The sequence below is a fragment of the Sphingobacterium faecale genome (genome assembly GCF_016746095.1).
GTDB classification, from domain to species: domain Bacteria; phylum Bacteroidota; class Bacteroidia; order Sphingobacteriales; family Sphingobacteriaceae; genus Sphingobacterium; species Sphingobacterium faecale.
In genome coordinates this window covers 1-23,772 of the sequence record NZ_JAERTY010000012.1, presented here as the reverse complement: position 1 = coordinate 23,772, position 23,772 = coordinate 1, and the positions used below count along the sequence as shown (strand labels likewise).

Genomic DNA, 23,772 nt, shown 5'->3' with positions numbered 1-23,772 from the left:
TGTATTTATATTGATTAGTTGTACATTCATTTTATTCTCCCCAACCTGTATTTTGAGGTTTTAATGCTGGATTTAACACCATCTCCGTACGCGGCAGGGGGTATAGATAGTTTTTAGGTTCGTCAAATTTCTTCTGAATGTTTGGGGATACCAGAATACGGCCTTTGGTCCCCTCAGAAAGCTTCCTGGTACCTAGGACAAAATATTGAATACCTGGGACCTTAGGGTTAGGTAAAGCATCAACAACAGCAAAATCATTCTTACCATCACCATCCAGATCATGCTCTCCCTTTGCAGGGAAATACATACCTTCAAAAACGTTAGTGAAGTTTTTACCCAGTTTCCAACGCATGACATCATAGTAACGGAATCCTTCCATGGCCAGCTCCACCCTGCGTTCGCGCCGCACCTCTAGCAGCAGGTCGTCCACTATGCCCGGATTGTGTGTGCGCATCAATGGGTCTGTCTGAATAGCACCAATCACTAAATTAGGAATGCCCGCTCTCTTACGTATCAGATTGATCGAACGGTCCACCTCAGCTTGGGATAAGCTACCTAATTCAGCTTTTGCTTCCGCAAAGTTCAACAACACTTCTGCAAAACGAAATAACGGAATATCATTAGCATTGGTATTGTAATTATCTTGATCTACACCACTCACAAATTTTATATTCTGATAACCCGTTGGAGCGGTTGCAAAATCAGGCAGCAACACCGTGGCACTACCTATGCGCTTATAGCCAGGTGTCCGGATAGTCTGACTCAAGCGCGGATCTCTATCTTTAGTCTCTTCTGAAAACATCTGTGTGTCATATCCCGATACCGAAGAGAAAGGCTTACCTGTAATCGTTAAATAGGAATCCATTAATGCTTTAGTAAGTCCTACCCCTCCTCCTGTAGTAGCCACATTAAATATATTATTAGCAGCATGGAATCGCTTAAGTTCGGTATCATAGGCTTCAGCCAGAATAACTTCATCATCTTTAGCCTTATCTGCTGAAAAAAGCGTCAGGTAGTCTACGGTCGGATTATTGGTCGAATACAATTTATAGGGACCCGACTTCATAATTTCATCCGCCGCAGTGACCGCTTGCGTTAACAATGCAGCTGAAGAACTACCTAAATCGAGATAGGTATGGTACTTCCGATAGGTACCTTCAAACAGACACACTCTTGACTTTAATGCAAGAGCGGTCCATTTGTTTACCCGACTCACATTTTTCGTAGTATTGAGGTATTGAACGGCAAAATCTAAATCGGCAATAATAGAATCCGTAATCAGCTCTCGAGTATCACGGCCTTTGTATAATTCAGGACTGTTCGTTTCTAATGGAGTCGAATACCATGGTACATCGCCAAAACGCTTCATTTTTTCGAAGTAAAACAGCGCTCTAAAAAAGCGAGCCAATCCGATGTAGTTATTCTTAACTTTTTCCTCTATATCGGCTTTGTCTACCTGCTGTAAAAAATAATTGATCTCACGCAATTCAGTCCAGGTCCAACCGGCTTCGGAAGCAGTTTCTGGAACTTGCCATATACCCGACATGGTTTTGCCTACTGAGTTTTGCTCTACGTTATCACTAGAATTGTCAGCCGTAAATACATTAGTCCCGTTGAGGTAATTGTAAAAACTATTGGTGTATAAAATGAGGTCCTGCTCATTTTTGAAAAAACGCTGCGGACTGACTTCTGTGAGCGGGAATTTTTCTAGTAAATCTTTGCTGCAGGACAACAATCCCAACATGCAGCATAATGATATAAGGGTGAAATTTAATTTTTTCATGATCTTGTGTTTGAACGTTAAAAGTTAATTTCTAAACCGCCTGTAATGGTGCGTTGTACCGGATAAACAAATCCACTTCCATTGAACGTATTGGAATCTACCTCATCATTCAAGGCTTCAGGGTCTAGTGCTTTTGACATTCGGGTCCATGTTAAAAGATTTTCACCAGATGCGAATACACGAATACTGGAAATACCTGCGCGTTCTAACCATGGATTATGTATTCTATATCCCAACACAACCGATTTCAGGCGTAGATACGATGCATCTTGAAGATATCGTGTCTGCACTACGGAAAGCGAGCGTGTGCTAGACGCAGGATTGGCCTGATAAGCACGCAGGCGCGGAAAATAAGCATCCGTGTTTTCTGGTGTCCAATAATTGTTTTCCATATGTTCATAAACCGGATTGTTCCAGCGGTTGTAGAAACCCCAGAAATAGGCAGACTCTCTTCCTGGCCAAAAGTCACGCTTACCTACGCCCTGAAAAAAGGCACTTAGGTCAATATTACTCCAGTTAAAGTTAAAACCAACACTGTAAGGAAGGCGTATCGAGCTGTTACCTATGATGTGCTGATCTCCCGGATCAGCAAGCGTATTACTGCCTAAGCTGATTTCTTTGTCACCATTGCGATCTGCAAACTTGATATCTCCAGCCATAGGATGTCCACCACGTAAGTATTCAACCTCCTGCACCTTGCGCTGATCGGCATGTGTTTTGTATTCTTCGTCCGATTGAAAAAGCCCCTCTGTCGTCAAGCCCCATATCTGTCCGATCTCATATCCCTTATAATAGTTGCTCAAGAGCCCAGTCGTATTACTAAACTTCGTAATGGTCGCTCTATTATCCGACAGAACAACACGAACGCCATAATTAAAAGGCTTGTTTGCTAACTGGAATTGATCTTGCCAGCCTAAAGTCATCTCCCAACCCTTGGTAGAAACATCAGCAGCATTTACCTTTGGCACAGCAGTACCCAACACAGCAGGTAAGGTTTCCCCTGCAGTAAGCATACCTATTGTTTTACGGTTATACCAATCAAGGGAGAGTTGTAAGCGTTGCTTAAACGCGGCGACATCCAGCCCTATGTTTGCTGTATTTACTTTTTCCCAGGTTAAGTCTGGTGCTACAAGCCCTGGTACACCAACACGCTGTGGATATACGCCATCCAACACTTTAGGTAGCTGGGAAACGCCCATGGAACTGATATAGCTGTACGTATCCACTTGCTGATTACCTAGAGAGCCATAGCTAGCACGTAATTTTAGTGCATTGATATAAGGTTTGAGTGGCTCAAAATAAGATTCGTTTGCCATATTATAGCCAATTGCCGCCGATGGGAAAAAACCCCATCTGCTCTCTTTAGGAAAACGCGAGGTACCATCGTAACGTCCATTAAACTCCACAAGATAGGTGCTTTTATAGTCATAATTTAAACGGTAGAAGTAGCCTAATGTAGCCCATTCGTATTTATTATCACTTAAGGTCGCGTCCCCATTGGTCAGATTAAGTGAAGCAAGTCCCTCAACCAAATTGTTGGTACGCCACACATTGAACGTGCTGTACGCATTCTGCTCTTGATTAACACCTACTGTTGCACCTAAATAATGATCGTCAAGCTGCTGTGTGTAATTAGCGTACAGATTAAACGTACCTAAGTACCCTTGGCTATAAGCCGAACCATAATCATTGGGCTGTGATGCCAATTCAGTGATAACAGTATTGCTTTGCCTATAGGGTACACGAAGGCGCTGCACGTCATTTCGGTTTTTATTCCAGTAAGCGCTATATTCACCCGTCAATTTCAAAACATCCGGGATCAAGGTTGCCTGAGCATTAAAAGTATTGCGAAAAACACTTTGCTTTGATATGTCCCTTCCTCCTTCTTTCAACTGACCTATAGCAAACATACCACCATAGGTGTATGACCCATCTGCCGTATAAATGGCACTCCAAGGATGTGAAAACTGAGAAGTGAAACGCTGGAAGTTATTCCCTCCCGTGACAAACTTATTCGGCGTATCATACTCTCTTCCAGAGTACTCCGTATTATTGGTAATGTGTAAATATTTATTAACTTCAAACGCTATTTTTGAACGGCCATTATAACGTTTAAAATCATCTGTTGCTACCTTGTAAACACCCTTTTGATTTTGATAACCACCTGAGAGAAAAAAAGAGAGCTTGTCGTTACCGCCATCCATAGTTAAGGTATGTTTTGCAAAAGGCTGTGTTTTATTAAACATTTCGGCATACCAGTCGACTGGACTACCCGTTACATACCCGGTAGCATTAGAAACCCATTCTGGTTCTAGCGTCGGGTCCTTTTCATAGCGTTTCAAATAATCGATAACTTTAACCAGATCGGCATTATCTGCATCATAAAACCCACGCCAAGCCTCTTGCTGAATCTCAGCTGCCAACATCGGTGAACTGATCGTTTTCGGGGTACGAAGTGGTTCGTTAACACCTATATTATTGTTGTACTTAACATTTACCTTGCCTTTACCTCCGCTTTTTGTCGTAATCAAAATTACTCCGTACGAAGCTCTAGCCCCATAGATCGCTGCGGAAGAAGCGTCTTTCAAGACGCTAACTGAAGCTATATCTTCTGGGTTTAAATAATTTATTTCCCCCGGCACGCCATCGACCAACACCAATGGCGAGCCCCCATTTACAGATGTGAAGCCGCGCACATTCAGTGTAGCACCCCGATTGGGCTGTGCGTCTCCCATAGTCACCTGCAGATTAGAAATTGCGCCTTGAAGCGCTGCCCCTACCGAGGTGACAGGTCTATTTTCAAATTGCTGTTCACCAATCTGACTGACTGCACCAAGCACTTTCTCTCGCTTAGCAGAGCCATAACCAAGAACAACAACTTCCTCTAACGCATCATTCTTTGGCTTTAATTCGATAACCATATCTTCAATTGATGATACGGATACCTCGCGGCTCTCATAGCCGAGGTAGGAAACGAGCAAGATATCCTTCAGACTGTTAACTTGGATCGAAAAAAAACCTTGCCTGTCCGAAGTTGTCGTCGTATGGAGTCCCTTGACCCGAATACTCGCTCCCGAAATAACCTCCTGATTACCACCTTTGACAACACCGGTAATATTGGTCTGTTGTGAAAAGCTGACACTTATACTTGCTAGAAACAAGCACAAGAAACTGACTAATTTAATTCTCATACTGGATTAATTTATTGAATTGGTAGTTTAATTCTTTCTACAAATAACAGAGATCTCTAATTCCTCCCCTTTGACGTTCAGCCTGCCCTACAAAAGGCTCCCTCCTATTTTCCGCATACAGAGAGCTTTCTTTCATCCAGCTGCTCGACGAGATTTCGGATAGAATAGCACCAAGGCATTCCCGATATTTATTCCCCGCTACAGCAGTAGCGTCTAGGTCAGGCACAATCAGCAGTAAAGCAGAAATCTGATGTTTTATTGTTCGCATAACAAAATATTTTTATGGGTTAATGTCTAATTATTTTTTATTGCTTTCCTTACTTGACAGTTACAGTATTCGGACAATTATTTAATATTCATTCTCTATTTCCGATTCTTTTTTATGCGTGTTTGAATTCAAATATAAACGCATATATCGGAATATTAAAATATTTTTGACGAATATTGTATTATTATTACGTTAATAATTTGTAAAGCAATGATATTTTAAGCAAATATGCGCTTTTAAGCGCATTTACAAACTTGTTAAAAACGCATATTACATATTAAGCACGCGTTGTAAATGCTGCGCTTTTTAATTAGGTTTGGGATATTGTAACAAAAGGCTATGATTAAAGAAGAAAGATTAAAAATTATTCTAAGGGAAATAAACTTATACAACAAGGTTCTTTCTAGCGATCTGAGCGAATTGTTAAATGTATCGGAAGACACTGTACGCCGCGACCTGAAAGAGCTTGTAGAAGCTGACCTTGTCACCAAAGTACATGGAGGAGCGATAAACAAATCACTTACTAAAACCTTGAAAAAGGAAGAGGAAGTATATGGGGCAGAGAGCAAGGTTATAATTGCTCAAAAAGCCACCCAGCTATTAAAAAGAGATCAGGTTATTTTGATCGAAGGCGGTACAACCATACAATCTTTTGCGAAACATATCCCAGTAAATTTCCCTTTGCATTTTTTCACCATAAGTCCACAGACAGCCATCAGTCTATCTGAGAACGAAGGAGTCGTAGTCAACACCGTAGGAGGGCAGCTACATAAAGACTCCTACTTACACACAGGCTCTGAAGTAGTTATGCAACTGAAAGATATACGAGCAAACTTATGTCTATTAGGAGCAAATGGATTTTCGGTAGAAAATGGATTAAGTGATATCGACTGGGAAATCGTTCAGGTAAAAAAAGCGATGATGCAAGCATCTAAAAAAACAGCTATACTCTGTATCAGTGAAAAATTAAACAGCAACAGAAAATTCATCATCTCTGAGGCAGCCAATATAGATTATCTCATAACCGAACTGGATACAGACAGTCCATTATTAAAGCCTTATATGGACTTCGGTATTAATGTACTTTAAAATAAAGATTATACGCGAAGCAACCGTCTATCGACAGCTCCCGGTCAGGCATTACCCTCTCCCATTGTCGGTCTGCGCATTAAAATAATACATCCCGGACATCTGGACAATCAAGATAGATATTGGTATCCGGCAACTCGTAATTCAAGAACCAAGCTGCTGTGGCACTCCCCATCACTATGCCACAGACGATCGTCTTGATCTGTTATCGAAAAGCAACAAATAAAAGCACGATAAAGCAATAATACTCTGAAAACCACCGCAAAAGTCGTTTTATAACCCCTATCAAGTCGTATAAGGACTACCTCCTGCCCTATTATTCGCCCTACCTTTGGATTATGAAGCAAGCAAACTTTATAATCCGATAACAATGGCAGAAAGAACCACATATCTAAAAAGCAAGGTGCTCCATCACGTCATGGAACGCTTATATATACAGCTCCCCGAAATGATGTGCGAGCTGGCTCCCGAAGGGTGGAACAACAGTCCCTATCACTTTCCGTTTGAACTGATGGAGCAGGAGCGCGAGATCCTGTACAGCAGCTACGAGATAACCGCAAGAGCTTTTGAGCAACAATTCGGGCGATGTCCGCGAAAGTACTTAGAAGATGCAGCCGACACGATGGATCTGATATTCAAGACCAATCCTTACCGGGACAACGTCAGCGAAATGGCGTATCTGATCGAATTTGCACTGGCACAACTCACGCAGCAAGGCCTTCTTTTTAAGACCAACGATCCCGCACACTATTATATCATTGACGAGTTGGATATCGCAGAGCAAAGCTATATCCTCGGCATGGAACTGACACTTCCGGAGATGAACTTTCACACGATTGCCTCACTCAGTCCAGCGCGGCACGAGCTGCTGTTCCATCTCGACCTCAGCCTCCTGTACGCACATATATTGGAGATCTTTGCGCAAATAAACTACGACTGGCGATACTACAACGAGGCCCTAAAACTTGAATGGATCGGCTGGCAAGTGGCCAAAATTGTAAATCGGACTGACGGAGAAAAAAGCCACAACAGTCTATGGGCCAAACTCAGCGAATCGATAAGGAGTATAACCCGAGCACAACCACCAAACGAGATCATAGCCTACATCGGTACCCATGATAGATTACCAATAGGCTACCCACCCAGCATGGAAGATCTCGAACACATCGCAAAGCTAATTTAACGGACAACACTATAACAACATAACTATACAGACTTGATAATTCCGATGAAAAATTAGGATTCCGATAAACCGGAAAACACCAAGCTGGATAACTAGATCACACGATAACTTCATAACTAACACACACTCATGAAAACCAAAACATACATAACAAATAGCATCACCGTAGTCCTGCTGGCGCTATGGATCCCCATCTGCCTCTATCAGGTGCTGCATTTTGACACATTCCAGATTGGGATACTGCGACAGCCTCTAAGCGATGTTATAGCCTGGACGCTGATCTACACCTTGCCGGTCTTGGAGATCCTCACGGTCATACTGCTCATAACGGATCGATTCCGCAGGTTAGGCCTGCTGTTGTCCTCCATATGGATGGCCGCTTTTACCGGATACATTGGCCTAGCTCTACTCGGCGCATGGGGCAAACTGCCCTGCGGCTGTGGGCTGATCATCTCCGGTATAAGCTGGATGCAGCACTTCTGGTTCAATCTGTTTTTCTTGGCCATCAGTATTACAGGATTCATTGTACATCGAGAACCCCACCAAACTATAAACAATACAAGTCTGATAACTGATCACTGAATACTTGTCACTGACTACATACACAACGAATCCCGGTGACTAGGTCACTGTGTGCAGGGCGTGTCGGCCAAAAGACCTTTACGACTATCCAATAGATACGGCTTGGGGCATCGAACCAAAAGGCAGGTCGGTCTGGATAACATTCTCCCTTTGATCTTTCTGAGGGCAATAAAAAGAAAGAAACACAAACAACAAATTATAGCGTTATGCTAATAAACATTAAAAATTATGCAATGGCTTTGGCAGCCTTAGCGATTGCAGCAACAACACTAGCTTCGGCTGGTATCAGTAAATACCTAAAAGCAGATAAAGCGCTTGCAGGTCCGGTGTGGTATGAGGTCGAGGTAATTGACTCCAATTCGGACCAGACCCCTAGCAATCTAAAGATTACAGGTATTGCTACTGCACCTCCACAAGAGGACTCAGGTAATTTTTGCGGAACACAAAATCAACTTGACTCTTGTATGGTTCGTCTTAATACAGACAATCTATTGAATCAAAGTGAAGTAATTGGTTTAACAATTACCGAAGCATTTACTTTAAAAAACGCACCTGTTTCTCCAGAAAGCTTAGGTGACGGGTATGCAAGATCCATTGAGGAACAATAAAGCTATCTCTGTTTAAATATATGGGCCAAATTGACTTTGGCCCATATTGATTTATACAATTATCTCGGAGTTTGAACCATCTGGTTAAGTTCAAGCTCTTTCTCAGGTATAGGAAATGTAAATTTTGTTGATTTTGGATTTAACGTATGTGTCTTTCCGTTTATCTCTTTACTAACAACACGGCTATATTCCTCCATCCACCCCAAACGCCTCAGATCTTCCCACCTTAAACCTCTTAACACCAACTCTTTCCTTCTCTCTTCGAAGACAATTCGAAGCATATCCTTTTTGTCAATTACGGCTATTGGAATAAATTCGTTTTTATCACATCTGTTTTTCAACAAAACATTCAATGTCTCATTAGCTTCTGAAACTCTCCCTAAATGAGCGAGAGATTCTGCTTTTATTAAGTAAATTTCATCATTGGCTAACCCACAGAAAGGCGAGTTGCCACCTGTGTACGATCCTTTAAATAAATTATTGCTATTCTGCTGTCGAAAATACCCAATCTTACGAAGATCGTTATCGCTATATAGTTCCACTAAATCTTTATTTATTGGAGCCGAACTACCAAATAGTGATGGGCCCATATTGTCGTAAAATATAATTTCTTTATTCGTCAAACCTAGATCTGCCGTAAACAAAAAATTAGACTTCAGGTTCAGCTCGTTAAAATCGTTTAAGCAATCATTAATGGATAAGCACAATTCTGCATTTTTTAAAGCATTATCAAAATCACCCATCACCAGATAAACTCTTGCCAACAACGCATAACATGCTCTTTTCGAAGGTAGAAACCTGCTAACAAACGAATCATTTATTAAAACACTAGCTTCTTCCAAATCAGCTACTATTCTTTGATAGGTCTCTGCAATCGTACTACGTCCTACTTTAATACTTACATCAGACTCCAATCGAAGTGGTAAACCGTATGCATTTAGCTCCTTTTGATGAAAAGGAGGTGCAAAACTTTGGCTTAACACATAAAAATTATATGCTCTATGAAACAGTGCCGATGATTTAACCTGTTCCAATTTTTCGGATTGATTAGGCAATTTCTCTAATACCTCTAATGCTAGATTAGCGTTCATGATATAGTAGTACGGCAGATTCCAATCTGGCACTCTCTCTCCCAAATACACACTATCTGCCCATATATAGGCGTTCTTTTTATATACATTTCTCAATCCATTATAGATTGCATCAGTCAACTGATACTCGTCTCCTCCTGCAATTGCAAGCTCACGAGCGGAACTATTATATACCAAACCTTTTAATAGCGCATCAACATCTTCTAAACTATTCGGGATTCGTAACGCTTGATCCTGCTTGACATCTAGGAAGCCATCCGCACATCCTAGGACTAAAACCAAGAAGGATATGCAAAATCCAGTTTTTATATTTAGTCTCATATTTTTCTATCGTATTATCTTGTTAAAAACTTGATTGAAAACCAAAAGAAAACACCTTATTTGGTAGATAGGATGCATTATGGTAATCTGGGTCCAATCTTTCTTTGTTTTTGTTCCAGATTAATCCTAAATTCCTCGCCATCCCATACACACTCAGACTTTTAATACGGTTTCCTTTTAAAGGGACACTATAATCTAGACGTATATCATTCAATCGTATATGATCTCCAGGGCGTATCAGTGCCATCGTATACGTGTAAGCCGCACTTTGCATAGCCTTCCCTTCACCATAAGCTATTGCTCGTGGTACATCGGTGTATTTTTCATCACCTGATTTCTGCCACCTGTTAAAATAATCCATATGATACTTACCATTGTACTCATTTCCAGAGTCTAAAGAATTCTTTCTAAAGACATAGCCGAACTTAAATTGCATGGTCAATGACAGCGTCAAACCTCTCCATGACAGATCGTTGCGCCATGAGCCATACCAAGTCGGAATAGCAGCGCCGGCTCGTACAAGATCATCCCTAGTCTGTGCGTAGTAATAAGACGTATAGCTTTCTGTTTTTACACCATCAAGATACATTAACGGAAAACCGGTATCTGGATCGAGGCCATACCAAGGCAGTGCATACAGCATATCTTTGGATTCTCCAAGAACTGGCGGAACCGGTCCGGTTATAAAATAAGAAAGATCGTTTACCTCTGGGGTATTGTATTTAGAAACTTTATTTTTCACCCAACTCGACAACAAATTAGAACGCCAACCTACCCCTCTATAATCTAATCTACTCGTCAGGCTAAAATCAACTCCTTTTGTTTTAATATCCGCATAATTGATCATATAATCCGTAGTTACACCGGTGGACGGTGCCAAATACGTGTTGCCGATTAAATCATACCCATTCTTTGTGTAATAATCCACTGAGCCATTTAATCTTCCTGCCTTCAATCCAAAATCCAATCCAAGGTTTAATGTTTTCACACTCTCCCACTTAAGAGATGGGTTACCGATGTTGGAGACAATGGCAATTGGAACATTCAATCTTGAACTGACATCGTAACGAATAATCGGATGATGAGAGACCGATTTGTTGACATTACCACTTAGTCCATAGGTAGTCCTTAGCTTAAGCTGTGATAAAAAGTCCTCAGGTAAGGAGAACGTATTAAGTATATTCCATCCTGTCCCTACTGACCACAGCGCTGTCCCCTTCTGATTGGTTTTAACGCCAAACAAATTGGAACCGTCCCAGCGAAAGCTACCCGTCAATATATAGGTATCCTGAAACTGATAGCCTAAATTTCCAAAATAAGAAAGAAACCGATCTTTGATGAGTTTATGATTGGGATTGAGCAAAGGTATCCTAGAGGTGCCTGTAGGGAGAGTCCGATACAAGCTTGAATAATCCATCAGCCCGGTACCCGTTAAAAGATCGCTATCGTAATTGTACATTGTAAATCCCGGAAGTGTCTCTTGATTGGAAATTCTGATTTCTGAACCAGCGAGACCTGACATCTGATGATCTCGGTACCTTAAATTTGGTAAATCCAACTGCAACCGTGCTGCATGTACATATCCTGTATTACTAGGACTTTCTATATAAATGCCTTGATGTGGTATTACCTTCGTTCCGTCGGACTGTGTAAACCGGTTGACCAGATCACGCACATAATAGGAATCTTTATCATACTTGGTACTAGCTCCAAGTATAGATCGGGATAGCTGGTAATTGGCCGACGCACGGAATATACCTTTTAGTTGATAGGTCAGCACCTGTTGTACTAAAAAATCATCTGCTCTACTCGTGCGATCTACCAAGTTACGTTCATCCAGCGGCCTGTAGTACCAATCCAATAATCCAGACGATTCCGCCTCTCTTACATATCCAAGCGGGAGGCCAAAGATCTGGACTGGCATATTATCCCCGTTACTATCTTTAAGTGACAGATATTGGTATCCTTCTACATTGGTTAATGATGAAAATGCAATTCCATCCGATCGGTTCTGCCTATTCGTATACCTCAGGCCTGTCTGCCATTCCACAGACTTACCAATCAAGAATGTACCCGAAGAATTCAGATTATAGCGTGCACTCTTATTACCGACAAGCTCCATCTGATTCTGATCAACGCCCATCCCGATATTAAACCTGTACTGCTGCCCCCCACCAGAGCCAGACAAGTAATATTGTTGCTGTAGATTAGGTCTGTACAAATAATCCATGGCATCTTGCCTTACATTGGCTTTACCAAACCTGTCTTCCCATAGATCAAACTCCTGTTGTGTGACTTTCCCCTGTTGCAAATCTTCCAAAAGCTGCACATAAGCTGGAACTGCCGTGGTGTTATTAAAAGTATATGCGCTCTTTTTGTACTTCTCTTTTTCAATCTTTAATAGCTCGGACGATGGAATCCAATCCATGCCCTTCATCAAATCCGGCTTGTCTTTCCATGTCGTATTGTGGGTAAGGTTGAGCCGTATCGGCGCATCAAACTTACCTTTCTTGGTCTGGATGACAATTACGCCATTTCCTGCACGTGCACCCCATATAGAAGCGGCAGCTGCGTCTTTCAATATCGTGACACTCTCGATATCCGAGGGATTGATATTCTTCAGGTCACCCTCATATGGGAAATTGTCCAGTACGATCAATGGTGTTTCATCCGAATGAATGGTACTCAATCCACGGACCCGAATATCGGATGCATTGGAACCTTCCGGATTTTTGAATTGTAAGCCCGGCACTAGGTTATCCAATCGTGATAAGATGTCTTCGCCCACCGCTCTATTCAACATCTTTTCATCGATATAAGAATAAGAACCTGTTGCTCTTTCTTTAGGCAAAGAGAAATACCCCGTCTGCACAACCTCCACCTCATCTATCACAGATGTACTGGGTATCAGGTACACGTTCAGCGTATTCGCCATATCCTTCACATGCATCTCTACTGATTTGAACTGCATGTGCGTAACCCGTATCCGATCCTTGCCTTGCGCGATCTTAATACTAAAGTATCCTTTCTGATCACTACGTACCGATCTAGCGGTACCATCTACGGCGATCGAAGCCCCTGCGACAATGGAAGAATCTACCGCAGAGCGAACCACGCCATTAATCATAACATCATTTTGCTGAGCAGATACGTTCCCTAACAGATTAGCTAAGAGTATTAATGATCCAAGAAACCATCTCAGATCCATATTGATTTGATAATATCTTCTCATAGCACTTAATCTCTTTTGAAAGTTATTTCAGCAGGCAGCGCTGCTACTCTGCCAGATAAAATATCCTTGAACAATTGCGGGTCTTTCGGGACACCTTGCGAAATACCAAAAAGCTTTCCATCTTGGATCCATACTAAAGGCCCCATCGAAAAGCGGTTAAAGAAAAATTTACTCAACGCTAAGGCACTCCTCCCAATCACATGGGTACTGATCCAATTCCTTTTTTCAATCTCAAGAGGTACACGATATGGTTGATCAAGCGCAATACCTAGAAAGTGTACATCGCCTTCCAAACTTGACTGACTCTCCTCCCATCTTATGACAGATTCTAAACAGGGTTTGCAATGCGAGTTCCAGAACTCGAGTAATAAAAATCCCTTTCCGGCAAGTTGCCTTAGCGTTATCACATCGGTGAGAGCATCTGGATAATTGACGACCCATAGTGGCATATCCAAAATATAATCTGGAATAACCTCTCCTTCATCCAATAGATCAATAGGATCTCCATCGATATCATAGAATACCGATGGGTATTTGTCTAAGTCAGCAGCGGGAAATCGTTTTAATATTTTATCAGGATCTTCATTGTAACTTCTACGCCTGATGCTGTTTTGCAAGAACTCAATAGGCGACTCCTTTTTCTTAGTCTTCACGATGGCTCCGACTTTAGTTGGAAACTCCTTTAGGCCATCGGCCTCCTGCCCGAAGGCAGGAGAAACCAAAAGGCCAGTTAACAACACACAGAAAACCATTAATAAATTATTACATATTTTCCTCCCGTCATTCCGACCGTAGCGGAGGAATCTCGCACATGCTAGCACGTACTTATCTAGTTCTATTGGGCGACTGGAAAGGTCTTGATAACTCGTTAACATGTTAACTTGTTCACCTTTCCCAAAGGGCAGTCCTCTCCCAGCCTTTAAAAGAATGTTCATTTTTTAAGGATTATGCAATGATTGGTACATTGCCAATTCAAAAATCAGTTTGATTTATGAATGCCACCTATCGATATCATAATTGGTTTTAAACGTTAGCTCCGTGGCATTTCAAAAAAGAATACAAGAACCAGCCTCCATATTGCACATAAATACAACATGACATACAAACAAATTTGTACCAGTAGAAAGTAATATCTATCTTTAATGTGTCAGATTAAATAATTGATATCAGTCTACTGTACTTTCTTCGTATTGTACTGTGGCTGGTATTCAGAAAAGGTGTTGGCGATTATTTATTATAGTCGTCATTTCCCCCTCCCGTCATTTCGACCGTAGTGGAGAAATCTAAAGATATATACAAAAGATGTATTAATCTCTCCTCCCCTTTTCTGTACACCTAAATATCAACCTTACTCTGGCGGAGCGATAATATTTTTTTGAAATAGTGAATGGGAAAACCGATGACCTCGATCCTGGATCGGGTCTTGGTGGTTTTGCTTGGTCGTTTTAATTCGTCTCATAATCATTTAATGTTTATAAAAACGATGTGGCTCCCGAGAAGCTTGAAGAGTTCAAATTGGTAAAAAAACCAATAGGGCGAACTTCACTGCTTTATGATTGAGGGAAAACCGCCAAGCTAACCCTTGCAGTGTAATCTACAAGAGATTTATCTGCTTTGCCTTCATAAAGACTCACGCAAAGTTCGCCCTATTGGGTATTACGTATCTGTAAAGATAGAAATAATCCAATAGAAATGGCGAACTCACGATCATCTCGCAGGCAAACTTGGCGGTTTTCTCAAACGAGAGACATCGTTAGTGTAGAACTGTCTCTACACTTATTGTCGCAACTATTATAAAACAAATGTAAACAATAGTTTCCATTTTTCAAAACAGTTTAAAAAAATGGAAACAACTATAATTCAGAAACATGAGTATACCTCTTATTTTTTTAAAGAATGTTGAAATCGCTTGTAAGTATTTAGGTCTTTCAGAGACAGATTTGGACAATTTACTCAAACAATATAATGTAAAATATTCTTCATTAAAGAAAAGAGTATCATTAGAAGTTGCTTATTATATTTCTAAAATATTTAACAGAGTAATTGAAGATTTTATTACGGAAAATTTTCAACCATTTGCGCTTAATACTATAAGTATCGAAACCCAAGAGTATATAAAACATAATTCAACTATTAAAAAAACAAAAAAAATCACAAATAACATTAATGCTTACGTTGTAATTATTATAAAAAATTTTCCAAAGGGAACTCAGTTTATTAATTCTACCATTACTCACAAACTTCCACCAGACCTGAACTTAGAAACATCTATCGATTGGACAAGTGGAATATTAAAAGGATTAGTAAAAAACACTAAAACCTTCATGAAACCCGAAAATGACACCACCCAAAAGAGTCCTGGTGAGGCCATATACGAATTAAAGAAGGAAGTACCTGAGCTTGTTATTAGTAAGGCAATTAAGAAAGTGGATGCTCATTGGCTAAAAGAATTCGAAGAAAAAAATAAAAAGAAGTAAAAACAATCAATTACTACAGATACTTAAATTATGAATATACTGTATATCACTCAAATGGGTAATCTAATTACCTAAATAAATAACTAGTGTATTGACAGTAATTGAATTAAAAACGCCCCCTTAAGAATATGGCTGGACAAACCTTTGATTTAACTGATGACAATAAGATATTGTCTTTAAGATCACCCAAAGCCTCGATTAGTGGTCCCTATAAAGTTGTTTTCAAGAATATCGAAGAAAGATGGGCAATAGTAGCGATTGACTGGGATGGTGAACCTAGATTGGCTATCAGATGGTTTTGGGGAAACGGAGGAAATCCGTTTTCGAGTGGAAATCCAACTTGGTTGGTTATACCTAGCTCGTTATCAAATGCAACTCTGAATGGATTACCTTTAGACTTTAAGCTTTATTCAAAGCTGGTTGATTTTTTAGCTGGAAAAATTACAGGCGATCAAATATATATCTAAGATATTGAAAAATATAGAAGCAGGTAAAAATTAAAAGCAGTAGATCTCATTAAACTTAAAATATGGAGCTAATATATGCATGGATAGGAAAATTTAGAAATATAGAACATCAAAACTTCAATTTCTCCAACCAATATAATATAGATTATAATGAAATCGCAAATGAAATTACAGCTACTGCGATAGACGGTGGTGATGCTCTTAAGAATGAGAATGGAGTACTTACTTTCATTGAAGATGATCAACACTACTTGAAGAACTTTTTTCACACGAAAATATCAAATATAAGTGCTTTGATTGGGAAAAACTCATCAGGTAAGAGTAACGTAATTGATTTTATTCTCACCGCCATAAGTAAGGGTAATAGAGGTAAGCTTGCATCAAATTATATCCTAGTTTTCAAAAAGGATAATCAACCTTTTTTCTTTGGAAAAACCAAAAACAATAGTTTAGAAAATTCTTCTCTTAGCTCCTTAGGCGTTGAAATGGGGAAAATAAATCCAGATGATGAATGGGAGTCTATGTTTTATACGAATGTGGCAGACAACAAGGATTATATATTTGAAGATAGTTCAGTACATGATTTTTCATTTAAAGCGTTAAATAAGCTACAATCTAACAAAATTAAGTTTGTCAGTTCATCATTATTTAACCGTACATGGGCAAAACTAAATCCAGACAACCAAGATAGTAAGAAAGTTCGGTTTATATTTAACCCTATAGCCTATACGACTTTAGAAAATGACAATCCAACTAACGAAAAAATGTTAGGTATTCTCAAAAGATATAGAAGAGCGATCTACCAAGCCTCTACATCTAATTATAATAGATTTAGATATGGCATCGCAATAAACCTACTTTGCTTTTTATTTACTAATAACAGCAATGATGTCTCTTCGCTTTTAGATGATATTGAAATTGTAGGTACCGAAGGACTAGCAGAAGCAATTGCTTCACTAAATCCGAAGGTATCAAAGTTTTTAATAGAATTTAGTGACTACACAAATCTAGAAGAATTAACCGAAATAGATCTCAAACTCTATCAAAAACTACTTGCTGAGATCGATCCTAACAATGGATACAATTTTGGAGAAGTTGAAAAACATATAAACTCTATTATTGTTGACTTTAACGAAGACTTCAAACGAGTTATTCATGATAAGACCGAAATTTTTAATACCCAATCACTGATATCTCACGACTGGTCCCAATTAAGTTCCGGAATGAAGGCTTATCTAAATCTTTTTTCTCAATTATTTTATTTAGCTGATAAACCTGTCGATCAGGCTAAAAATCTTTTGATTTGTATAGATGAAGGAGACTTGTATCTTCACCCTGAGTGGCAGAAGAATTTTCTAAACGATTTAATAGACTTTGTCACCAATATTTTTGATACGGGTAAAATTCAAATTATTCTAACATCTCACTCTCCATTCCTCATATCGGACTTACCAAAGGAAAACGTTTTACTCCTAAATGAATCTGGAGAACCGAACAGACAGTTAATTGGTGAATCTTCATTTGGAGCAAACATCCATCAACTATTTGCCAACCAGTTTTTTTTAAGCAAAGGATCTATTGGTCAGTTTGCCAAAACTAAAATTCAAACATTACTAAAGGAGATACCTAATATGATTGACGAGAATGTTGACCAATATAGAAAGAAGATTGAAATGATAGGCGAACCAATATTACGGTACCGCTTAGACGAAGTATTCAGAAAAAGGATCAATGAGCTATCAAAGGTAAAGCAAATCGAATGGCATCAGCAACAAATTGAAAAACTTCAACAAATATGATTTACTTAAAAAATATTTCGGATTCAATTATCAATGCTCATTGGAAATATTTCAAAGAATCAGAAGGATATTCTAATCTTCTAAGATTATCAAACGATACGTTAATACCAAGAGCTGAAAAAGAATATTTTTTAAGACTTACAAATGAGTCGCTTTTAAAATCAATTATTGTTGGTAAACCAGAGCAATTAAGAAATGAGATACTATACTATCAAACAACAATTAGAAGTCAGATTCCTTTACTTACAGTTCATCAAGAGTTTTTATCAGTTTTAACCTGGGATGAAGGTATTTATCCGCAAATAAATACTATCGCAGAAAAAAAAACAGATAAAACTACAGTGACAAATAAAAAGCAATTCCTTTATGATTTCTTTTTAAATTTAATACATCAAGTAAATGATCCAAACCTGATTATAAAATTTGAACAAGGCAAGTTAACTATAAAAAATATAAAGATTTTGTATAGTGGCCTTAAAACATATTTTAAAACTAAGCTTGGAGAATTTTATGATAGAATTTCTTCCGTTTTTGATTATAATGACTTCATCAAAGAAAAAGAAGAATGGTATGCTTATAAATTAACTAGTGAATTAGGTGTTAATGTATGTCCATATTGCAATAGGAATTACATTCATACCTCAATTACTGAACACGGTAGAACAAGAGCTGAGTTAGATCATTTTTATCCAAAGTCCAAGTATCCATTTCTGTCGATATCTTTATATAATTTGATTCCCAGCTGCCATGTATGCAATTCTAACTTAAAGAAATCGAGGGACTTTTATTCCCAAAAACACCTACATCCATTCGAAAATGACTTTATAAACGATTTTTGCTTCGAGATCAATTACCTTGAAGACACAATTGATAATATAGTGCCAGACATCAAAGCTTTTGAAATCAAACTTAGACCTGACACTGATAACCCAGATGTAATAGATTTAGTTAATAATTCGAATGCAACCTTTCAAATTTCTAAACTTCACAATCACCATAAAGATATTGCCCAAGAATTGTTAGCACGATCCATACACTATAACAAATCTAAAATAGAAGAATTAAAAAGCATATTAGGGACTGAAGCCGGAATCGACGAAGAGTTTTTAAAGCGAGTAATAATAGGAAACTATGCTGATATAGGTAGCTTCGGAAAGAGACCGTTAGCAAAGTATTCCTATGATATATTATCTAAAACTGATCTAAAAGATAATCTTGATCTATAATGAGGTAGGCACCCACGTATTTACTATGAAAACACCGAAACAAATATTTGAAGAGCTTTTTCAATGCCATACAGAGGAATTAGTTGATAATTATATCGCGAATAATTCCGATATATTTCAACAAGGGAACTGGTCACCCTTAGGTGGGAATGAAAACAACTATGGCGTAATTGAAAATCAACAGGCATCACCTATCGCTGCGCTTATTGAAAAAATCACAAACTCGATAGATGCAACGCTAATGCGTAAGTGTTATGAGGCTGACATTGATCCGAAATCTGATGATGCACCTAAAAGTATGGAAGAAGCTAGAGAATCTTTCTTTCCAGATTACAAAAACTGGGATTTAACAGGTCCTCGTAAAGCACAAGCGAAAAATATTCAAATTTTGGCTGATGGTCCAAAATTAAATTCGAGTCTGACTATCTATGATAATGGTGAAGGGCAACATCCAGAAGATCTAGAAAATACATTTCTTTCTTTGCTCCGCGGAAATAAGAATGAGATACATTTCGTTCAAGGAAAGTATAATATGGGTGGCAGCGGTGCTATTATTTTCTGCGGTAAAAAAGGGTACCAACTCATCGGCTCCAGAAGATTTGATAAGACTGGTGATTTTGGCTTTACCTTAATTAGGGAGCACCCTCTTTCAAAAGAAGAAGAGAGTAAGAAAAAAAACACTTGGTATGAATATTTAAAAATTGACAGGAAAATACCTTCATTCAAAATTGATAAGCTTGATCTAAATCTTCACGAAGCGCTATTCGAAACAGGCTCCATTGTTAAACTATACTCCTATACTTTACCTGAGGGTAGTCGATCTGTAATTTCAAGGGATCTAAATCAAAGTTTAAATGAATTTTTGTTCAATCCGGCACTCCCTATCTTGACAGTCGATCGAAAATACCGCTATCCCAAAGACATCAATCTGGAAAGAGACCTATACGGGCTACAAAGGCGGTTAGAACAAAGTGAAAACAAATATATTGAAGACTATTTTTCAGAGACCTTTCGTGAAGAGCCATTTGGTTCTTTCAAAGTCACATCCTACGTCTTCAAATCAAGAATAGATGGTAAGAATATAAAAGAGACAAAAACAGCTATTCAGAGTGAGTTTTTCAAAAATAATATGTCTGTTCTATTTTCTCTGAATGGACAGGTCCACGGAAGTTATACCTCCGAATTTATAACACGATCATTAAAATTAAACCTTCTTAAGCATCATCTATTAATTCATGTTGACTGCACACATATGGATTACAATTTTCGTAAAGAACTATTTATGGCATCGCGTGATCGTTTAAAAGATGGAGAAGAAACAGCTCGACTGCGTAAATTCCTAGCTAATAAACTCGGTGCTGGTAATGGTCAGTTAGCTCAAATAGAGAAAAAACGCAAAGATTCTATATCTGTCGACACAAAGGATACAACGGAAATGTTAAAATCTTTTTCTAAAAATCTCCCTATGGATAGTGAGATGATGAAATTACTATCGCAAACATTTAAACTAGAACAAAAAAAAGAAAATCCAATTAAGAAAGATACTGGGAAGAAAAGAGAAACTGAAGAGAAGGAACCTTTTTTACCAAAGAGATTTCCTTCGTTTTTTAAGTTTAAAACTGCTAAAAAAGATGGTATAAATGCTGTAAACCTACCTAGAGGTCAAGATAAATCAATTAGTTTTCAAACAGATGTAGAAAACCACTATTTTGACAGAGTGGAGGAACCAGGCGACTTAAAAATTGCTTTAGTTTCTTACAACAAGAAGAATGAAAGCGATGGAGGTGATGCATCACCTGGCATTGAAAATATAGAAGAAATACTAAATATAAATCACTCTAGTCCTCGTGAAGGAACTATCAGATTGAATCTAACAGCTAAAAACTCTGTTCAAGTTGGCGATGAAATAGAATTGAAAATAACATTATCAGGAGCAGGCGAAGATTTTGAAGAAATATTTCTTGTTAAAGTTGCTGATCCCGAAGCACCAAAAGTCAATAAAGAAAAAAAAGACGACGAAGACCAATTTGGCCTCCCTCCTTTTGTACTTGTTTACAAAGACAAAAAAGAAGACCATTTAACATGGGAAGAGGTTGAAGAAGGCATTAATAGCGATATTTCTTATGAAACAGTTATGATTCCTCAAGTAAGTAATGAAAACCTAGAAAAAGTGGTGATTAATATGGATAGTAAAGTTTTAAAAGACTTTAAAACTCAATATAAAAGTGTAGATCAATTGGCAGTAGCAGAACGTAAATACATATCATCTGTTTATTTTCATACTTTGTTTCTTTATATGATCACAAAAAACCGAAAATACAGTATTGCTAAGCAAAACAATGGAACAAATATTAATGAACCTGTAGAATTAGAAACATATTTACAAGACTTATTTTCTAGTCATTACTCAGCTTTTATTTTAAATTTTGGCACGAACGATTTACTTCAAGGTATTTCTGAATAACATTAATTATTGACTGAAAAGTATATTCTATATGACAACACCCGCTTTTGAATTAGGAGAAGAATTAAAACTGCGTATACTTGAATTTAAACTCCATAGTGGTTTATGGAGTAAATTTAATAAAGTAGGAAAAGTAGACCTATCACTTTCAAACTGGAAAGAAATTAAATACCTCAACGCATCAGCTACAGGCTTACACATTGATACAGCTACAATACCAAATGGATCAGGAGGTTTGTATTTATTTACAATTAAATGTGATATTATTCCTGGGATGACTCAATTTCCAGTTTATTTAGGTCGAGCCCAAAAGTCAGACACACAAAATCTTAGAAAACGATGCAAAGAATATTACCAGAAATACGCTAGATCCAATGAAAGACCAAAAATAACCAGAATGTTTAAGTATTGGTCCGAAAACCTCTATTTATATTTTCTTCCTCTTGCCAATAATCAAGATATAATTGATTACGAAAGAGATTTAATAAATTCATTGTTACTTCCTTTTAACGATGAGATTCCTGAACAAGAAACAAGACAAGCAGTAAAAGCCTTTTCATAATGAAAATACCAGCATTAAGAGCAGAACTAGGTGGTAGGACATATTATGTAACTACCCTAACATTTCAACAGGTAAGTGATTTTGTTGAAAAAGTGGATGGTGAGCTTCACAAATCAGAAAGCTTAAAAGATCTGATCCAGAGGAGCATAACTAATAATTACGTAAGTATCAAAGATTATATAGTTAACCAAGATGAAAGATTCTTCAGTTCTTTAATCCTCGCAGTATATGACGACTATCCAACTTGGAGTGAAATAGAGCTAAAATATAATGATGAAAGCACCTATAACGTAGGCCTATTAGACTTTCCCACACAGCACAAGATATTCCCAGTAGATGGACAGCACAGAGTAGAAGGCATTAAAGCCGCATTGAAGGAAAATCCAAAGTTAAGCGAAGAGAAAATTGCTGCAATTTTTATTGGGCATAAAAATGACCATGAAGGAAAGCAAAAAACAAGAAGGCTATTTACAACGTTAAATAGATACGCTAAACCCGTGTCTTTTGATGACACTATAGCTTTAGATGAAGATGATACGGTCGCTATAGTGACTAGAGAATTACTAGAAGAACATAATTTGTTTCAAGGAAAACGGATTGTTTATGTCAAAGGAAAAGGGATACCGAACAATAATTTTGATGCGCTTACATCAATTATCACCCTTTATCAATGTAATGTGGAATTATTCAAAGTATGGCACTTCAACAACAAGCAAAAGAAAGCAACAGCTAAAGTCTTAACAGAATATTTAAAATTCAGAAAATCCAAAGAAGAACTAGCTGAAGTGAAAAAATACTTGTTCGACTTTTGGGATACATTTTCAAAAGAAAATAGTGTAATTCAAAAATACCTAAAAAACACTGAGCCTTTCGCTAAAAACCTAAGAAACAGCGAAGATGGTGGTAATCTACTATTTCGTCCAGTCGGCTTATTACCAATGGTAAAAGCAGTTTGCGAAATAAAACTACTAAAGCAATCAGATTATAAAAGTATACTTTCTGTATTTGACAAAATGGATTTTAATTTATCATCTATTCCATGGCAAAAAGTTATGTGGGATCCCACGACGAAGAGAATGATAATGAGCTCAGCGACATTGACGCAAATGTTGATGGTATACAAATTTGACAACAAATTATACATTGGTACAAAGCTAGATAAATTGAAAAAAGAATATGCCGCTAAAATAGACTTTGAGGGAAAAGTTTCTGAAGTATTAAAAGGAATCAAGTAAGGAATGAAAACGGAACGGTCTAATATCAAGTTTCCTCTATGGCGAAAGAAAGTAGATACTTCTCTCTTGAATATTCCGACAAAAGTACACCACGGATTCCGGACGAAAGTACACCAGGTTTAGTGACCAATAACCCGAGCTATTTTACAACTGGATTGTATTAACTTTTCAAACTTAATGATTTTTTTTCTTTC

General features: G+C 38.2%; 18 protein-coding genes. 12 read left to right on the top strand and 6 right to left on the bottom strand.

Going from position 1 to position 23,772, the window contains the following annotated elements:
• Positions 1 to 31: 31 nt before the first annotated feature.
• From JKG61_RS19640 to JKG61_RS19630, 3 genes are read right to left on the bottom strand one after another with little or no spacing between them, the layout of a single operon-like run.
• Positions 32 to 1,783 carry a RagB/SusD family nutrient uptake outer membrane protein gene (locus JKG61_RS19640; RefSeq protein ID WP_202104700.1) on the bottom strand — a complete coding sequence of 584 codons (1,752 nt, stop codon included), beginning with the start codon at positions 1,781 to 1,783 and terminating at the stop codon, positions 32 to 34.
• A 17-nt stretch (positions 1,784 to 1,800) separates the two neighbouring features.
• Entirely contained in the window at positions 1,801 to 4,974 is a 3,174-nt protein-coding gene (locus JKG61_RS19635; RefSeq protein ID WP_202104699.1) for a SusC/RagA family TonB-linked outer membrane protein, read from the bottom strand.
• Positions 4,975 to 5,011: 37 nt separating this feature from the next.
• Positions 5,012 to 5,242, bottom strand: a complete 231-nt coding sequence (locus JKG61_RS19630) for a hypothetical protein (protein WP_202104696.1) — start codon at positions 5,240 to 5,242, stop codon at positions 5,012 to 5,014.
• A 339-nt stretch (positions 5,243 to 5,581) separates the two neighbouring features.
• On the opposite strand from JKG61_RS19630, the gene JKG61_RS19625 reads away from it, so the two are divergent.
• The 4 genes from JKG61_RS19625 (at position 5,582) to JKG61_RS19610 (ending at position 8,704) form a co-directional block, all read left to right on the top strand.
• Positions 5,582 to 6,331 (top strand): DeoR/GlpR family DNA-binding transcription regulator, encoded by a 750-nt coding sequence (locus tag JKG61_RS19625; protein ID WP_202104689.1) that lies wholly within the window; start codon positions 5,582 to 5,584, stop codon positions 6,329 to 6,331.
• Between the two features lie 370 nt (positions 6,332 to 6,701).
• Entirely contained in the window at positions 6,702 to 7,514 is an 813-nt protein-coding gene (locus tag JKG61_RS19620) for a hypothetical protein (protein WP_202104687.1), read from the top strand.
• 129 nt (positions 7,515 to 7,643) lie between these two features.
• Positions 7,644 to 8,096 (top strand): MauE/DoxX family redox-associated membrane protein, encoded by a 453-nt coding sequence (locus JKG61_RS23360; protein WP_394371102.1) that lies wholly within the window; start codon positions 7,644 to 7,646, stop codon positions 8,094 to 8,096.
• A 206-nt stretch (positions 8,097 to 8,302) separates the two neighbouring features.
• The gene (locus tag JKG61_RS19610; RefSeq protein ID WP_202104684.1) at positions 8,303 to 8,704 is read left to right on the top strand and encodes a hypothetical protein; all 402 of its coding nucleotides are present in this window, start codon (positions 8,303 to 8,305) and stop codon (positions 8,702 to 8,704) included.
• 59 nt (positions 8,705 to 8,763) lie between these two features.
• Here JKG61_RS19610 and JKG61_RS19605 read toward each other — a convergent pair whose 3' ends face one another.
• From JKG61_RS19605 to JKG61_RS19595, 3 genes are read right to left on the bottom strand one after another with little or no spacing between them, the layout of a single operon-like run.
• The gene (locus JKG61_RS19605; RefSeq protein WP_202104683.1) at positions 8,764 to 10,116 is read right to left on the bottom strand and encodes a RagB/SusD family nutrient uptake outer membrane protein; all 1,353 of its coding nucleotides are present in this window, start codon (positions 10,114 to 10,116) and stop codon (positions 8,764 to 8,766) included.
• Positions 10,117 to 10,138: 22 nt separating this feature from the next.
• Positions 10,139 to 13,348 (bottom strand): SusC/RagA family TonB-linked outer membrane protein, encoded by a 3,210-nt coding sequence (locus tag JKG61_RS19600; protein WP_202104681.1) that lies wholly within the window; start codon positions 13,346 to 13,348, stop codon positions 10,139 to 10,141.
• Between the two features lie 5 nt (positions 13,349 to 13,353).
• The gene (locus JKG61_RS19595; RefSeq protein ID WP_202104675.1) at positions 13,354 to 14,283 is read right to left on the bottom strand and encodes a TlpA family protein disulfide reductase; all 930 of its coding nucleotides are present in this window, start codon (positions 14,281 to 14,283) and stop codon (positions 13,354 to 13,356) included.
• 933 nt (positions 14,284 to 15,216) lie between these two features.
• Here JKG61_RS19595 and JKG61_RS19590 point away from each other — a divergent pair.
• From JKG61_RS19590 to JKG61_RS23135, 8 genes are all read left to right on the top strand, one after another.
• Positions 15,217 to 15,825 carry a hypothetical protein gene (locus JKG61_RS19590; protein ID WP_202104673.1) on the top strand — a complete coding sequence of 203 codons (609 nt, stop codon included), beginning with the start codon at positions 15,217 to 15,219 and terminating at the stop codon, positions 15,823 to 15,825.
• 128 nt (positions 15,826 to 15,953) lie between these two features.
• Positions 15,954 to 16,292 carry a hypothetical protein gene (locus JKG61_RS19585; protein WP_202104671.1) on the top strand — a complete coding sequence of 113 codons (339 nt, stop codon included), beginning with the start codon at positions 15,954 to 15,956 and terminating at the stop codon, positions 16,290 to 16,292.
• A gap of 62 nt (positions 16,293 to 16,354) precedes the next feature.
• Entirely contained in the window at positions 16,355 to 18,091 is a 1,737-nt protein-coding gene (locus tag JKG61_RS19580) for an AAA family ATPase (protein ID WP_202104670.1), read from the top strand.
• Complete coding sequence (locus JKG61_RS19575; protein ID WP_202104669.1) at positions 18,088 to 19,317, top strand: HNH endonuclease; 1,230 nt, start codon at positions 18,088 to 18,090, stop codon at positions 19,315 to 19,317. Before JKG61_RS19580 ends, JKG61_RS19575 begins: the two co-directional genes overlap by 4 nt.
• Positions 19,318 to 19,342: 25 nt before the next feature.
• On the top strand, positions 19,343 to 21,781 hold the full coding sequence (locus JKG61_RS19570) for a hypothetical protein (protein WP_202104668.1): 2,439 nt from the start codon (positions 19,343 to 19,345) through the stop codon (positions 21,779 to 21,781).
• Between the two features lie 31 nt (positions 21,782 to 21,812).
• Positions 21,813 to 22,343, top strand: a complete 531-nt coding sequence (locus JKG61_RS19565; protein WP_202104666.1) for a hypothetical protein — start codon at positions 21,813 to 21,815, stop codon at positions 22,341 to 22,343.
• Entirely contained in the window at positions 22,343 to 23,578 is a 1,236-nt protein-coding gene (locus JKG61_RS19560) for a DNA sulfur modification protein DndB (RefSeq protein ID WP_202104660.1), read from the top strand. Before JKG61_RS19565 ends, JKG61_RS19560 begins: the two co-directional genes overlap by 1 nt.
• 38 nt (positions 23,579 to 23,616) lie before the next feature.
• Positions 23,617 to 23,742 (top strand): hypothetical protein, encoded by a 126-nt coding sequence (locus tag JKG61_RS23135; RefSeq protein ID WP_262896216.1) that lies wholly within the window; start codon positions 23,617 to 23,619, stop codon positions 23,740 to 23,742.
• The last annotated feature ends 30 nt before the right edge of the window (positions 23,743 to 23,772 follow it).

Bases quoted from the DNA above. Each gene is read 5' to 3' on its own strand.
- JKG61_RS19635 (WP_202104699.1), bottom strand. From the start codon at position 4,974: ATGAGAATTAAATTAGTCAGTTTCTTGTGCTTGTTTCTAGCAAGTATA.
- JKG61_RS23360 (WP_394371102.1), top strand. From the start codon at position 7,644: ATGAAAACCAAAACATACATAACAAATAGCATCACCGTAGTCCTGCTG.
- JKG61_RS19600 (WP_202104681.1), bottom strand. From the start codon at position 13,348: ATGAGAAGATATTATCAAATCAATATGGATCTGAGATGGTTTCTTGGA.
- JKG61_RS19575 (WP_202104669.1), top strand. From the start codon at position 18,088: ATGATTTACTTAAAAAATATTTCGGATTCAATTATCAATGCTCATTGG.
- JKG61_RS19625 (WP_202104689.1), top strand. From the start codon at position 5,582: ATGATTAAAGAAGAAAGATTAAAAATTATTCTAAGGGAAATAAACTTA.
- JKG61_RS19565 (WP_202104666.1), top strand. From the start codon at position 21,813: ATGACAACACCCGCTTTTGAATTAGGAGAAGAATTAAAACTGCGTATA.
- JKG61_RS19570 (WP_202104668.1), top strand. From the start codon at position 19,343: ATGAAAACACCGAAACAAATATTTGAAGAGCTTTTTCAATGCCATACA.
- JKG61_RS19630 (WP_202104696.1), bottom strand. From the start codon at position 5,242: ATGCGAACAATAAAACATCAGATTTCTGCTTTACTGCTGATTGTGCCT.
- JKG61_RS23135 (WP_262896216.1), top strand. From the start codon at position 23,617: ATGGCGAAAGAAAGTAGATACTTCTCTCTTGAATATTCCGACAAAAGT.
- JKG61_RS19595 (WP_202104675.1), bottom strand. From the start codon at position 14,283: ATGAACATTCTTTTAAAGGCTGGGAGAGGACTGCCCTTTGGGAAAGGT.
- JKG61_RS19580 (WP_202104670.1), top strand. From the start codon at position 16,355: ATGGAGCTAATATATGCATGGATAGGAAAATTTAGAAATATAGAACAT.
- JKG61_RS19620 (WP_202104687.1), top strand. From the start codon at position 6,702: ATGGCAGAAAGAACCACATATCTAAAAAGCAAGGTGCTCCATCACGTC.
- JKG61_RS19560 (WP_202104660.1), top strand. From the start codon at position 22,343: ATGAAAATACCAGCATTAAGAGCAGAACTAGGTGGTAGGACATATTAT.
- JKG61_RS19585 (WP_202104671.1), top strand. From the start codon at position 15,954: ATGGCTGGACAAACCTTTGATTTAACTGATGACAATAAGATATTGTCT.
- JKG61_RS19610 (WP_202104684.1), top strand. From the start codon at position 8,303: ATGCTAATAAACATTAAAAATTATGCAATGGCTTTGGCAGCCTTAGCG.
- JKG61_RS19590 (WP_202104673.1), top strand. From the start codon at position 15,217: ATGAGTATACCTCTTATTTTTTTAAAGAATGTTGAAATCGCTTGTAAG.
- JKG61_RS19605 (WP_202104683.1), bottom strand. From the start codon at position 10,116: ATGAGACTAAATATAAAAACTGGATTTTGCATATCCTTCTTGGTTTTA.
- JKG61_RS19640 (WP_202104700.1), bottom strand. From the start codon at position 1,783: ATGAAAAAATTAAATTTCACCCTTATATCATTATGCTGCATGTTGGGA.